This window comes from Nocardioides sp. (assembly GCF_030655615.1).
In the GTDB taxonomy this organism is placed as follows: Bacteria; Actinomycetota; Actinomycetes; order Propionibacteriales; family Nocardioidaceae; genus Nocardioides.
On the sequence record NZ_JAURVJ010000193.1, the window covers coordinates 1 to 13,472 of the forward strand.

The window sequence follows — 13,472 nt, forward strand, 5'->3', positions numbered from 1 at the left end:
GCTCCGCGACCGCGTAGCGGCGCCGCAGGCGTCCTTGACGCCGAGACGCGGTCTGCTACGCGCGCGGCCACCCGACCCGGACCACCCATGACCCGGTGACAGAAATGGGCTTCGAGGCTCGCTGCGCTCGCACCTCAGCCGACGCGGCTGAAAAGCAGACCTGGTTCCGACCCGCAGCTAGGCCTTTCGGTACGGAAGTCCCACGGCCGCAGGAGCACGGGACCGGCCGACGAGGCCGGCGACGGCGACGATGGTGACGACGTAGGGGAGCATCAGCATGAACTGGCTCGGCACCGGCGAGCCGATGACCGACAGGACGCCCTGCAGGTTGGACGCGAAGCCGAACAGCAGGGCGGCGAGGGTGGCCTTGATGGGGTCCCACTTACCGAAGATGACGGCCGCGAGGGCGATGTAGCCGGCGCCGCCGGTCATCTCGCGGTTGAAGCCGGAGACCGAGACCATCGTGTAGAACGCGCCGCCGGCGCCGGCGATCGCGCCGGCGATGAGGATGGTGCGGTAGCGGGTGCGGTTGACGTTGATGCCGACGGTGTCGGCGGCCTTGGGGTGCTCACCGACGGCGCGGACCCGCAGGCCCCACTTGGTGCGGTAGAGCGACCAGGTGACGACGCCGACCGCGATGTAGAGCAGGTAGACGAGCGGGGTCTGGCGGAAGAAGATCGGGCCGATGAGGGGGATGTCGCCCAGGACGGGGATCACCCAGGCCTCGAAGCGCGGCGGGCTGTTGAGCTCGGCGGCCTTGGGGGCGAGGACCTGCGAGAACATGAAGCTGGTGAGGCCGATGACCAGCACGTTGAGCACGACGCCGACGATGACCTGGTCGACGTAGTAGGAGATGGCGAAGATGCCGAGCACCAGCGCCACCAGGACGCCCGCGGCCATGGCGCCGAGGAGGCCGGCCCACACCGAGTCGGCCAGCGAGCCGACGAAGGCGGCCGCGAAGGCGCCCGCGAGCAGCTGGCCGTCGATCGCGATGTTGACGACGCCGGCGCGCTCGCCGAGGACGCCGCCGAGGGCGCCGAAGACGAGGGGTACGGCGAGGGCGAGGGAGCCGGCGAGCAGCCCGACCACCGGGATCGACCCACCGGCGGCGGCCCACGACAGGAACCCGACCATCGCCACGAAGGCGAAGGCGGCGGCGATCCACAGCGGGGTGCTGCGGCGCGCGAGGTAGCGGCGCCAGGCCTCGGCCGAGCCGAGGGCGAGCAGGACCACGACGACCCAGGCGGTGCCCTGGGACGGGACGGTGATCTCGGGGAGCTCGAAGAAGTCGTCGCGCGAGGCGAGCCGGAACGTCGTGTCGCCGGACTCGCCGCCGAGCAGGACCGCCGCCGCGAGGGCGAGGGTCAGGATCGAGAAGAGGACAGGGGTCTTGCGGCTGACGACCGGGATGACCTGGGGCTCGTCGGTGACCTCGGTCGAGGACGAGCTGGGCGGGCCGGCGGTGGCCGGCTTGGCGAGGTGGCTCACACCGCCTCCTTCACGGGTAGGCGGAAGAGTGCTCGGACCAGTGGGGGAGCGGCGATGAACAGCACGATGAGGGACTGGATGACCAGGACGATGTCGACCGGGATGCCCTCGGAGGCCTGCATCGCGAAGCCGCCGGCCTTGAACGCGCCGAACAGCAGCCCGGCGCCCAGGATCCCGAGCGGGTGGGAGCGGCCGAGCAGGGCGACGGTGATGGCGTCGAAACCGATCCCGGCGTCGAGGTCGACCGTGACGCCGCTGGTGACGGTGCCCAGGGTCTGGTTGGTGCCGGCGAGGCCGACCAGGGCCCCGGCGATGAGCATCACCGTGACGTAGGTGCGGCCGACGTCGATGCCGGCGCTGCGGGCGGCGCTGGGGTTCTCGCCGACGGCGCGGAACCGGTAGCCCATCGCGGAGTAGTTGAGCAGCCACCACACGACCCCGACCGCGGCGACCGAGAGCAGGAATCCGAGGTGGAGGTTGTAGCGGACGCCGAGCAGGTCGGGCATCACGGCGTCCTCGGGCATCGGCAGCGACTTGGGATTGACCGAGCCGGGCGCCTGGAGGATGCCCTGGCGCGACAGCGCGAAGAACACGAGGTAGTAGCCGACGTAGTTGAGCATGATCGTGACGATCACCTCGTGGGCGCCGGTGCGGGCCTTGAGGAGACCGGCGAGACCGGCCCAGAGGGCGCCGACGACCATGCCGACGACGATGGCGCCGACCATGAGCAGCGGTCCGGGCAGGTTCCAGTTGATGGCGACGTAGCCGGCCGCGGCCCCGGCGAGGAGCATCTGGCCGCGCCCGCCGATGTTGAAGAGGCCAGCGCGGAAGGCCAGGCCGACACCGAGCCCGGCTGCGATGAGCGGGCCGGCGAACTTGAGGGTCTCGGTGAGCGGGCGGATGCCGGTCTGGAAGTCCTCGGCACGCGTGTTGTAGATGGACCCGCGGAACAGCGCCGTGTAGGCGCCCTCGATCGCGGCGCGCGACTCGAGGAAGAAGTCCTGGGGCCGCGAGAAGATGTAGCCCGAGGAGGCGCGTACGTCCTCGTCGGTGAACATGATGAGCAGCGAGCCGACGATGACCGCGAGCAGGATCGACAGGAACGCGACCAGCGCGTTGCCGACCGTGATCGAGCGCAGCACCGTGTGCCAGTGGTTGTGCTCGGGCGGGGGCGGGACGTCGTCGAGGTCGACGGGCGGGGAGTTCTGCTTGGTCAGGTCGGTGCCGCCGGCCTTGTGGGTGGCGGGGACCTTGCCGTCGTCGCTCACGCCGGGACCTCCGGACGACGCTCGCCCGTCATCATCAGGCCGAGCTCCTCGCGGGGGACGTCGGCCGGGACGATGCCCACGATCTGTCCTCGGTACAACACCATGATCCTGTCTGCGAGGGCCACGACCTCGTCCAGCTCGGTCGAGACCACGACGACCGGGATCCCGGAGTCGCGGGTGGCGATGATCTGCTTGTGGATGAACTCGATGGAGCCCACGTCGACACCGCGGGTCGGCTGGGCCGCGACCAGGAGCCGCAGCTCCTTCGACAGCTCACGGGCCACGACGACCTTCTGCTGGTTGCCGCCGGAGAGCTTGCCGGCCTGGGTCGTGATGCCGGGGGCCCGGATGTCGTACTCCTCCAGCTTCTCGCGGGCGAACGCGTCGCGCTTGCGGCGCTGCAGGGAGCCGGCGGAGACGAACGGTGACCCGAAGCTGCGGTCGAGCATGAGGTTCTCGGCGATGCTGAAGGTGCCGACGAGGCCGTCGACCTGCCGGTCCTCGGGCACGAAGCCCACGCCGGCGTCGAGGATCTTGCGGACGCTGCGGCCGAGCAGCTCCTTGCCGTCGAGCTTGATCGAGCCGGTGACGTGGTGCTGCAGGCCGAGGAGCGCCTCGGTGAGCTCGGTCTGTCCGTTGCCCTGGACCCCGGCCACGGCGAGCACCTCGCCGGCCTTGACGGTGAAGCTGAGGTCGTTGACGTGCACGAGGCCGGCGTCGTCGACGACGGTGAGGCCCTCGACGACCAGCGCGTCCTTGCCCGCCTGCGCGGGTTCCTTGTGGACGGTGAGCTCGACCGGGCGGCCGACCATGAGGGAGGCCAGCTCGGCGTTGCTGGCCGTCGGGCTCGCCCCACCGACGACCTTGCCCAGCCGGATGACGGTGATGCGGTCGGCGACCTCGCGGACCTCGCGGAGCTTGTGGGTGATGAAGACGATGCCGACGCCGGACTCCTTGAGCTGACGCATGATCTGCATCAGCTCGTCGGTCTCCTGGGGAGTCAGGACGGCGGTCGGCTCGTCGAAGACGAGGATCTTGGCGTCGCGCGAGAGGGCCTTGATGATCTCGACCCGCTGCTGGACGCCCACGGGGAGGTCCTCGACCACGGAGTCGGGCGAGACGTGGAACCCGAAGCGGGCGGAGATCTCACGGACCCGCTCGCTGGCGGCGTCGAGGTCGAGGGAACCGGCGAAGCCGGTGCTCTCGTCGCCGAGCATGACGTTCTCCGCGACGGTGAAGACGGGGACGAGCATGAAGTGCTGGTGGACCATCCCGATGCCCGCGGCGATCGCGTCGCCGGGGCCGGAGAAGTGCCGGACCTCGCCGTCGAGCACGATCTCGCCCTCGTCGGCCTGGTAGAGGCCGTAGAGCACGTTCATCAGCGTGGACTTGCCCGCGCCGTTCTCACCGAGCAGGCAGTGCACCTCGCCGGGCTCGACGGTGAGCGAGATGTGGTCGTTGGCCACCAGGGCACCGAAGCGCTTGGTGATGTCGCGCAGGACGAGCTGCATAGGGGCGATCCTAGGAGAAGGGGGGCCTGGGGCAAGGACGTCGAGAGGGGAGGCCGACGGGTCGTCGGCCTCCCCTCTCTCGGGTCACGGTGTCACTGGTTGAGGTACGACTTCACCTCGACGGAGCCGTCGATGATGCCGGCCTTGATGGTGTCGAGCTCGCCCTGCAGGGTGTCGGAGATCTCGCCCTCGAAGTTGTGGAACGGGGCGATGCCCACTCCGTCGTTCTCGAGCGTGCCGACGTAGGCCTCGGGGTCGAACGAGTCGTCGCCCGCGGACATGACGGCCTCGTAGGTCGAGACGTCCATGTTCTTGAGGATCGAGGTCAGGATGACCTCCTGCGTCTTCGGGTCGGACTCGAAGACGTCGGCGTCGGTACCGATCATCGTGGCGGAGGCACCGGAGTCGGCGATGGCCGTCAGGGCACCTTCGTAGATCGGGCCACCGACCGGGAGCACGACGTCGGCACCCTGGTCGAGGATCTGCTTGGCGGTGTTGGTGGCCGCCGGGTTGGCCTCGAAGCCACCGGTGAACGAGCCGTTCTTGCCGTCCCAGCCGACGAACTCGACGTCGGCGTCCTTCTGGGCGTTGTAGTACTCGACGCCCTGCTTGAAGCCGTCCATGAAGATCGTGACGGTCGGGAAGGGCTGGCCACCGTAGGTGCCGACCTTGCCCGCCTCGCTGAAGTCGGCTGCGGCGTAGCCGGCCAGGAACGCGGCCTGGGCGGTGTCGTAGAGCAGCGGCTTGATGTTCTCAGCGTCCTTCTTGCCGTCGAAGTCGGCGTCGGCGTCGCTGTCGATGATCACGTACTCGATGTCGGGGTTGGCCGTCGCCGACTCGACCGTGGCGGTCGCCAGGGCGAAGCCGACGGTGACGATGACGTTGCAACCCTCGGCGACCAGGCTCTCCAGGTTGGGGGCGTAGTCGTTCTCGTTGTTGGACTCCACGGCCTTGAAATCGGCACCGAGCTCGCCGGCCGCCTTCTCGACGCCCTCGTAGCCGAGCTGGTTGAACGACTTGTCGTCGAACCCACCGGCGTCGGAGACGATGCAGGGCAGGAAGTCGGTCTTCGGCTCTCCGGCGTCGGAGGTCTCGGACCCTCCGCCCGTGCCCGGCTCGTCGTCGTTCTCCGACGGAGCATCGCCGCACGCTGCCAGCACCATGGATGTGGCCAGTACGGCGATTCCGCCGCCGATGGCCTTCCGCATCTTGTTCACAGGGGTTCCTCCCACCTCTTCGCCCCACGGGAACGGGGGCAGCGGTCGGCAGGCTACCCCCGATCGAGGGGCCCGTCGTGCGATACGGGCAGGATGGCCTCAACGTTACCTAGTTGCGATCCGGATGGAACACGACGAGGAGTTGAGGACCCATGACGAAGACCCCCGACGAGGGCTGGGCGGCGCTCGAGGACGCCGCCGTGGCGGCGATGGAGCGGGCCTACGCGCCCTACTCCGGCTACCAGGTCGGGGCCGCCGCACGGGTGGACGACGGCCGGGTCGTGTCGGGCTGCAACGTCGAGAACGCCGCCTACGGCGTCACCCTGTGCGCCGAGTGCGGCCTGGTGAGCCAGCTGCACCTCACCGGCGGCGGCCGGCTGACCCACTTCGTCTGCGTCAACAGTGACCGTTCCGTGATCATGCCGTGCGGCCGCTGCCGCCAGCTGCTCTGGGAGAACGGCGGCGCCGAGCTCGTCGTGCGCACGCCCCAGGGCGACCTCACCATGGCCGAGGTGCTGCCCCAGGCCTTCGGCCCCGACGACCTCGCCGCCGTGGTCGACCGGTGAGGCCCGTCCGCCGGCCCACCGCCTAGGGTCGCCCCCATGAGTGATCACGACGCCGTCGAGGTGATCCTGGCCAAGCGCGACCGGGCATCCCTCACCGACTCCCAGATCGACTGGGTGGTCGACGCCTACACCCGCGGCGAGGTCGCCGACGAGCAGATGTCCGCGCTCGCGATGGCCATCCTGCTCAACGGGATGGAGCGCCGCGAGATCACCCGCTGGACCGCCGCGATGATCGCGTCGGGGGAGCGGATGGACTTCTCCTCGCTCTCGCGGCCCACCGCCGACAAGCACTCCACCGGCGGGGTCGGCGACAAGATCACGCTGCCGCTGGCCCCCCTGGTCGCAGCCTGCGGGGTCGCCGTGCCCCAGCTGTCCGGCCGGGGCCTCGGCCACACCGGCGGCACCCTCGACAAGCTCGAGTCGATCCCGGGCTGGCGGGCCCAGCTGTCCAACGCCGAGATGCTCGCCCAGCTCGAGTCGGTCGGCGCGGTCATCTGCGCCGCCGGCGACGGCCTCGCCCCGGCCGACAAGAAGCTCTACGCCCTGCGCGACGTCACCGGCACCGTCGAGGCGATCCCGCTCATCGCCTCCTCGATCATGAGCAAGAAGATCGCCGAGGGCACCGGCGCACTCGTGCTCGACGTCAAGGTCGGCACCGGCGCCTTCATGAAGGACGTCGGACGCGCCCGCGAGCTCGCCGAGGTCATGGTCGCCCTCGGGACCGATGCCGGCGTGCGGACCACCGCCCTGCTCACCGACATGTCGACCCCGCTGGGCCTCACCGCCGGCAACGCCATCGAGGTCACCGAGTCGGTCGAGGTCCTGGCCGGCGGCGGCCCCGCCGACGTCGTCGAGCTCACCCTGGCCCTGGCCCGCGAGATGCTCGCCGGCGCGGGCCGCGACGACGTCGACCCGGCCGACAAGCTCGCCGACGGCTCCGCGATGGACGCCTGGAAGGCGATGATCCGCGCCCAGGACGGCGACCCCGACGCCGAGCTGCCCGAGGCCCACGAGTCCCACGTGGTCACCGCGCCGTCGTCGGGCGTGCTGACGCGCCTCGACGCCATGGCGGTCGGCCTGGCGGCGTGGCGCCTCGGTGCCGGCCGGGCGCGCAAGGAGGACCCGGTGCAGGCCGGCGCCGGCGTGCGCTGGCACGCGCGACCCGGCGACACCGTCACCGAGGGGCAGCCGCTGCTGACCCTGCTCACCGACACCCCCGACCGGTTCGGCCGGGCGCTCGCCTCGCTCGACGACGCCTTCGACATCGGCAAGGCCGGCTCGGCCCCGACGACCCCCCTGGTCATCGACCGCATCGGCTAGGCCGCACGCCCTGACGCGCGCCCTGACGCGCGCCCCTGGGCGTGCGCCCTGGCCGTGCGCCGGGCTCAGGCCGGCTGCGACCGGTCGCGGCGGGTGATCGAGGCCCAGTCGCCCCAGGCCGGGACCGGCTCCCAGTGGCTCGCGAAGTCGCCGCCGGCGTGCTCGGACATCGTCACGTCGGTGCGGCCGTCGGGCTGGGTCGTCCGGACGACGACCGAGCTGGTGCCGTCGGGTGAGAAGGAGTGCTCGGTCAGCACGGCCCACTCGTTGTCCTCGACGAACCGGGAGGTGTCGGTGAAGTCGAGCTCGTCGACCTGCGCGAGGAACAGCCGGCCGTCGTCCTGCCGGTAGAAGTAGTGGGCCGCCACCCGGGTGCCCCAGAAGTTGTAGAACTCCACGATGGCCACGCCGGGCTGGTCCGGCCGCCGCTCGTGGCGGGACAGCTCGGTGTAGAGCTCCCACTCGGCGGGCTGCTCGCCCTCGAAGTCGAGGTCGTCCGGCGGCTCGGCGGCCAGCTCCTCGACACCGCAGGCGATGCTGACCTCGAGGCCCTGCTCGTAGCGGGCGCGGGCGTCGTCCTCGCTCATCGCGTCGAGCATCATCGAGAACCCGTTGTTCCAACGCGAGCCGAAGATCAGGTGGGCCATCAGCCGGGCAGCCTTCCGGTCGGGAACTGGTAGGAGTAGATCTTGCCGTCGGTGTCACGGATGGTGATCGGCGGCCTCCTCCTCGAGGCGTACTTGAGGATGTTGGGGTCGAGCGGTCCCAGCTGGGGCGGGATCTCGAGGAGCGGCTTGCCCGACAACGGCTTGCCGGCCGCGTCGCCGAAGTGCTTGACGTTGCCCGGCGTGCGGGGGACCAGCTCGCCGGGCTTGTACTGGGTGGCGAGCAGGTCGATGTCCTTGCGCAGCTGTTGCGCGTCCTTGAGGTCGGCGTACTGCCGGTACTTGCGCTCGACGATCCACTTGCCGGGGTCGTAGGAGTCGAGGCGCTTGCCGTTGGCGAGGTAGATCTCGTTGTGGGTGTAGCGGCTCCAGTTCTGGATGTTGAACGCCTCGCCGTGTCCCCAGATGGGCTTGAACCGGCTGACCGCGATCAGCTCGAGCGTGCCGTCGACGTTCTTGCGGAAGGCGTGGCCGGAGTAGCGGATCTCGGTGCCGGTGGGCAGGTGCTTGAGGTGCTCGCCCAGGGCCATGAACCGGCGCATCCCGCCCTTGCCGCCGACCGTCAGCACCCCCTTGGCGTCGGTCGTGAAGTAGAGGTCGCCCGACTGGTACATCGTGTTGGGCTGCGGCGTCTTGAGGGCCGCCGCGAGGTCGTCGGCGCTCTTGAAGTCGACGTGGGTGAAGTCCTTGCCGTTGAGCTTGTAGACGTCGAAGCTGACCTGGTCGCCGAGGGAGTCGAACTGCTTGGTGAGCTTGGCGACGAGGTCGGGCGACACGTCGGCCAGCCCCTTCAGCCCCTTGAGGCTGAACTTGCCGCCCGTGGCCGCCCATCCGGCGAAGGGCAGGGCCCCCGCGGCCGAGAGACTGGCGTTGAGGTGGTCGCCCTCGGCCTCGTACCAGCCGGCGTTGACCAGGTCGGCGGGCTCGCCGATGAACGGGACCAGTCCACCGACGTCGAGCACGAGGTGCCCGAGGTCGACGTACCAGGGCTTGTCGTTGCGCTCGGCCTCCTCCTCGGCCTTCTTGGTCTGCTCCTCGCCGTAGGTGATGACGCCCTGGAGCTGGCGCGCGAGCTCGGCCGGCGTGAGGTCGCCGGGCTTCTCCTCGAGCGCCGCCTTCAGCAGGTCGCCGACCGCCTTCTCGCCGGTGGGGCCGTTCCACTCCCGCTCGAGGAGGAGGTAGGCCAGCGTGTGCGAGACCTCGACGTCGTCGCCGTCGAGCTCGAGCGTGCGCTTGCTCGCGGTGTCGAGCAGCTGCTGGGCCGCGGAGCGGTTGCGTCCCAGCGCGGTCGCCAGCGCCTGCACGGGGTCGAGGAAGTAGCCGTCGGCCGTGTCGGCCGTGGCCCGGCCGGTGTGGAACTCCCACTCGTCGGAGCCGCCGAGCTCGTCGCGCTCGAAGACCAGGACCCGCTCCATCACGTCGGCGAGCAGCGTCGGGTCCCAGGAGCCCTGGGCCATCAGGGCCGCCACGACGGTCTGGCTGCCGGGCCACACGTCGGGGCGGCCGTAGGTCTGGGCGGCCGTGATGGCGCCGTACCACTCGTCGACCTTGCCGTCGGGCAGCTGGTAGTCGCCCTGGACCAGGGAGCCGAGCCCGAGCAGCGGGCCGATCGCCTTCATGAGCTCGTCGGTGTAGGCGTAGGAGTCGTCGAGGGCGGTGCCGTCGGCCCACGGGCCGTCCTGGGCCTGCGCGATCGCGTTGCCGAGCAGCTGGACGTCGACCTTGCCCGCCAGCATGCCGGCGAACTCCGGGTCGCCCTGGTGCTTCTTGAGGAGCTCGAGCAGCTCGTCGCGCTCGTCGGTGTTGTTGCTGTAGTTGTAGAGGATCTTCTCGACCCGGTCGCGGTCGTCGACCTTCTCCTGGTCGTCGAGCTCGTCGAGGTCCTTGACCAGCGTGAGCTGGTTGCCGAGCGTCTCCTCGGCGGCGTCGTACATCGCCGCGTAGGCGTCCTGGGCGCCGGCCGGGTCGCTCAGGTTGAGCGTGATGCTCTGGGGCACCTTGACGTGCACCGCGTGTGCCAGCGCGCCGGCGCAGGTGGTGGTGGCGAGGCGGCACTCCTCGACGACCTCGGCGAAGCGGGTGTCGAGGGTGCCGAGGACCCGGTCGAGCTCGGCGGTCGCGCCGGACCGCCTCGTGGCGTAGCCGTCCGCGAGCTCCTCACGGAGGTAGCGGTTGGGCGGCGCCGTGGCGAGGTCCCTCTCCTCCTTCTCCTGGGCGCGGTCGAGCGCCGCCAGGTCGCTCCGGCAGTCGGCCTCGGCGTCGGCGCGCTGGCTGTTGAGCCGGCCGATCGTCTCGAGCCCGTCGGCGTACGCCGTCGCGAGCGTGCTGACTGCCGTGGACGCGCGCTCGAGGTGGCCGCGGTAGGTGCCGAGCAGCGAGCCGACCGCGCGCATGTCGGCCTTGACCGTCGTGGCCGTGCCGCCCTGCCAGGCGTCGCCGATCTCGTCCGGCGTGGCACTCACCTTGTCGGCACGGGCGTCGAGCTCCTCGGCCATCGCGGCATAGCTGCGCGCGACCTGCCGGAGGCCGGCCGGGTCGACGTCGAGCTGGTAGTGGTCCATGTCAGCCCTCCGAGAGGGTGCGGTCGAGCTCGGTCACGTCGAGGGAGACCTGGTTGACGTTGCGGGCGATGAGCCGGGCCTCGTCGGCGGTCAGCATCAGGGCCGTCTGCCAGGAGGCCGTGAACGAGGTGATGCCGGGATCGATCTGCGCGAAGAACGACCCGCACGACTCGGTCACCAGGGAGTAGCCGCGGGGGAGCTCGTCGGCGATGCCGGCACACAGGTCGGCGAGGCCGGTGTAGCGACGACGGGCTGTGGTGACGGCCTCGTCGGTCATCGCCAGCACGGCGGACCCACCGCCGTCTCCTGCTGCTCGAACCATGGTCGCCCCCGTTCTCCTGCGTCCCGCTGCGTGTCGTACGTGCTCGCTCGCCGCGACCTCTTCCCTGGTCGGCGACGCCTCAACCACCGAGCGACGGATCAGAAGTCTTCCGGGACGGATGTGTTTGTGGCGTGGGACCTGCGGGCAGAGGGGCGTTGTCCGCGTCACGAACATCACAGGAGAAATCATGAGCGACGGCAAGATCTCCGTAGTCCACGGAGACATCGAGACCCAGGCGAAGCAGCTCGGCGAGATCAAGAACCAGGTGGAGCAGATCCTCCACACGGCGAAGGGTCAGGTCGACTCCCTGCGCGAGAGCGGTGGCTTCTCCAGCGCCGCCGGTGACTCGTTCAACGCCACCTACGAGGAGTGGACGGCGGCCAACCTCAAGAGCGTCGGCCTGCTCGAGGAGATGTCGACCTACCTGACCAAGGCCTCCGGCGCGTTCGCCGAGATCGACGCCAGCTTCGTCATCAAGTGAGCTGAACCAGATCGAGAGGACCCGGTGCGTCTACGCGCCGGGTCCTCGTGTGTCGTACCGTCGTCACGCCGGTACGCCCACCCTCGGAACGGACGACCAGGAGACCAGGTGCCTCGACCACGCTTGATCGGCGCGCTGCTGCTCACCACCGTCCTCGGCGCACTGGCCGCGTGCGGTGGTGGTGGCGACGACGAGCCGTCCCTGGGACAGGGGTCGTCCAGCACGTCCGAGGCCCCGACCTCCGAGCCGGCGACCTCGACCCCGACCCCTGACGCCGCCGAGGACGAGGAGGCGCTCGTCGCCCTCGTCAGCGGCTACGAGAAGGCGCTCGCCCGGCTCCTGTCGACGTCCGGCAAGAAGGCCGACTTCGACCAGGTGGCCACCCCGGCGTTCGCCGACCAGGTGGTCAGCACCTGGCGCGAGGGCACCTTCGACGCAGGGTTCGACATCGTCGGGACCTTTCTGTTCGAGGAGCTCTCCGCCGAGGTCGATGGCGACGCCGCCGTCGTCGAGGTCTGCTCCGACGGCCAGGGCGTCATCCCCGTCAAGCGGGGCGAGACCCTGCCGCCGGGTGCCACCGGCAGCCCCCGGGCCGTCACCACCTTCACCGCCGTCCGCCAGGACGGCCAGTGGCTCTTCGACTCGAGCAAGATCGGAACGACGTCATGCTGAAGCGCCTGCTCGCCCTGTGCCTGGTGGTGTCGGCCGCCGTGCTGGTGCTGCCCGGCTCCGCCCAGGCCGCACCCCCGACCTGCGTGCCGCCGGCGGTCATCGTGACCCACCCCGACGGCACCTACGGCTGCACCGTGCCCGGCAACCCGGGCAACCCCGGAGAGCCGGGCGAGCCCGGCGACGGCACCGGCGGGACCAGCCAGCCGTCGTGCCAGATCTACGGCAGCTACACCTACTGCCTCGGCAACCAGCCCTGCCGCGACGTCCCGTGGACGCCCGCGATGGGGCAGCCCCCAGGGCCCAAGCCGTCCCCCGACTCCGAGCCGCGCGCCCGCATCTGCGGCTTCCCGGACCCGCAGACGCAGGGCCCGATCCCCTACACGATCTACTGGTCCGGCACCGAGCCCGAGCCGCCCACCCTGGCGGAGCAGGCCCAGACCGCCATCGGCGAGATCGACCTCGCCCTCCCGCCCGTGCTGACCAGCCCGCCCGAGCGGACCGTGGTCAACTTCCCGACCTGGTTCTGGATGGACGGCGGGTCGCCGGAGCTGTCCGGCAGCTCGGCGTTCGGCCTCGTCGCCATCGCGACGGTCGCCCGCATCAACGTCGACCCCGGCGACGGCAGCGGCGGCTTCACCTGCCCCTGGGTGTCCTCCGAGGAGGAGGCGTCGTCGTCGTGCACCTACGACTACAAGCGCGACTCGAGCCGCGGCACGGCGACCCAGGACGGCCGCCCGGCCTACGAGGTCGGCGTCTCGGCCGACTGGACCGTCCGCTTCGAGCTCGGGGGCAACGTCATCGACATCCCCGGCGCCCCGACCACGCTCGACGGCCCCACCAGCACCACCGTCCTGCGCGTCGACCAGGTGCAGTCGATCAACACCCCGACCCACTAGCGGGGAGTTCGGCGCCCACCCCGCGGTGGCCGAGCCGCAGGGACGAAGTCTCTGCGTGCGCGATCCGACCTCACACTTACGGTGATCGAGCCGACGGGCCGGCTACGGCCCGGCGTGTCGAGATCCCCGCAGCCGGTAGGCCGGACCGGGCCGCGGAGGTCGAAGAGGCCGCCCGCGGCCGTCACGAGCCCCGCACCAGCTGGGCTCGAACGCATCATCGAATTGTCGGTGGTCGCCGCTAGAATCAGACCATGCCCAGCACCCACCGGACCACCACGACTGCGAGCAGCGACCCGCTGCTCGAGTCGGTCCGCGGTGCCTGTCTCGACATCAGTCGCGACGAGGTCAACAAGCTCAACGCCGTCCTCGACTGGGCCGCCGCTCACACCGCAGGCGACACCGAAGCAGCCGAGCTTCATGACTGGAACGACGAACCACCCCTGCAGCTCGCCGGAGCCGGAGCACCCGTGGTCGCCGAGTACGCCGCCCTCGACCTCGCCCTGTC

General features: G+C 70.5%; 13 protein-coding genes. 6 read left to right on the top strand and 7 right to left on the bottom strand.

Annotated elements, in window-relative coordinates; all coding sequences use genetic code 11:
• Positions 1 to 177: 177 nt before the first annotated feature.
• From Q7T52_RS16285 to Q7T52_RS16300, 4 genes are all read right to left on the bottom strand, one after another.
• Positions 178 to 1,488 (bottom strand): ABC transporter permease, encoded by a 1,311-nt coding sequence (locus tag Q7T52_RS16285; RefSeq protein ID WP_304804326.1) that lies wholly within the window; start codon positions 1,486 to 1,488, stop codon positions 178 to 180.
• Complete coding sequence (locus Q7T52_RS16290; RefSeq protein WP_304804328.1) at positions 1,485 to 2,756, bottom strand: ABC transporter permease; 1,272 nt, start codon at positions 2,754 to 2,756, stop codon at positions 1,485 to 1,487. The genes Q7T52_RS16285 and Q7T52_RS16290 overlap by 4 nt, the downstream gene beginning before the upstream one ends.
• Positions 2,753 to 4,267 carry an ABC transporter ATP-binding protein gene (locus tag Q7T52_RS16295; RefSeq protein ID WP_304804330.1) on the bottom strand — a complete coding sequence of 505 codons (1,515 nt, stop codon included), beginning with the start codon at positions 4,265 to 4,267 and terminating at the stop codon, positions 2,753 to 2,755. Before Q7T52_RS16295 ends, Q7T52_RS16290 begins: the two co-directional genes overlap by 4 nt.
• A 92-nt stretch (positions 4,268 to 4,359) precedes the next feature.
• The gene (locus tag Q7T52_RS16300) at positions 4,360 to 5,475 is read right to left on the bottom strand and encodes a BMP family protein (protein ID WP_304804348.1); all 1,116 of its coding nucleotides are present in this window, start codon (positions 5,473 to 5,475) and stop codon (positions 4,360 to 4,362) included.
• Between the two features lie 161 nt (positions 5,476 to 5,636).
• Between Q7T52_RS16300 and Q7T52_RS16305 the strand changes: the two genes are divergently transcribed.
• Both Q7T52_RS16305 and Q7T52_RS16310 read left to right on the top strand, forming a co-directional pair.
• Complete coding sequence (locus Q7T52_RS16305) at positions 5,637 to 6,050, top strand: cytidine deaminase (RefSeq protein WP_304804332.1); 414 nt, start codon at positions 5,637 to 5,639, stop codon at positions 6,048 to 6,050.
• Positions 6,051 to 6,086: 36 nt separating this feature from the next.
• Complete coding sequence (locus Q7T52_RS16310; RefSeq protein WP_304804334.1) at positions 6,087 to 7,370, top strand: thymidine phosphorylase; 1,284 nt, start codon at positions 6,087 to 6,089, stop codon at positions 7,368 to 7,370.
• Between the two features lie 65 nt (positions 7,371 to 7,435).
• Here the strand turns inward: Q7T52_RS16310 and Q7T52_RS16315 are convergent, their stop codons facing one another.
• The 3 genes from Q7T52_RS16315 to Q7T52_RS16325 are packed head-to-tail and all read right to left on the bottom strand — an operon-like array spanning position 7,436 to position 10,918.
• On the bottom strand, positions 7,436 to 8,017 hold the full coding sequence (locus tag Q7T52_RS16315) for a hypothetical protein (protein ID WP_304804336.1): 582 nt from the start codon (positions 8,015 to 8,017) through the stop codon (positions 7,436 to 7,438).
• Positions 8,017 to 10,596 carry a WXG100 family type VII secretion target gene (locus tag Q7T52_RS16320; protein WP_304804338.1) on the bottom strand — a complete coding sequence of 860 codons (2,580 nt, stop codon included), beginning with the start codon at positions 10,594 to 10,596 and terminating at the stop codon, positions 8,017 to 8,019. Before Q7T52_RS16320 ends, Q7T52_RS16315 begins: the two co-directional genes overlap by 1 nt.
• Position 10,597: 1 nt before the next feature.
• A complete protein-coding gene (locus tag Q7T52_RS16325; RefSeq protein WP_304804340.1) occupies positions 10,598 to 10,918 on the bottom strand; it encodes a hypothetical protein in 321 nt (106 codons plus the stop codon).
• A 187-nt stretch (positions 10,919 to 11,105) separates the two neighbouring features.
• Between Q7T52_RS16325 and Q7T52_RS16330 the strand changes: the two genes are divergently transcribed.
• From Q7T52_RS16330 to Q7T52_RS16345, 4 genes are all read left to right on the top strand, one after another.
• A complete protein-coding gene (locus tag Q7T52_RS16330) occupies positions 11,106 to 11,399 on the top strand; it encodes a WXG100 family type VII secretion target (RefSeq protein ID WP_304804342.1) in 294 nt (97 codons plus the stop codon).
• Positions 11,400 to 11,507: 108 nt separating this feature from the next.
• Complete coding sequence (locus Q7T52_RS16335; RefSeq protein WP_304804343.1) at positions 11,508 to 12,071, top strand: hypothetical protein; 564 nt, start codon at positions 11,508 to 11,510, stop codon at positions 12,069 to 12,071.
• Positions 12,065 to 12,967, top strand: a complete 903-nt coding sequence (locus tag Q7T52_RS16340; protein ID WP_304804345.1) for a hypothetical protein — start codon at positions 12,065 to 12,067, stop codon at positions 12,965 to 12,967. The genes Q7T52_RS16335 and Q7T52_RS16340 overlap by 7 nt, the downstream gene beginning before the upstream one ends.
• Positions 12,968 to 13,218: 251 nt before the next feature.
• The coding region (locus tag Q7T52_RS16345) for a hypothetical protein (RefSeq protein WP_304804347.1) at positions 13,219 to 13,472 on the top strand (254 nt) is incomplete at its 3' end.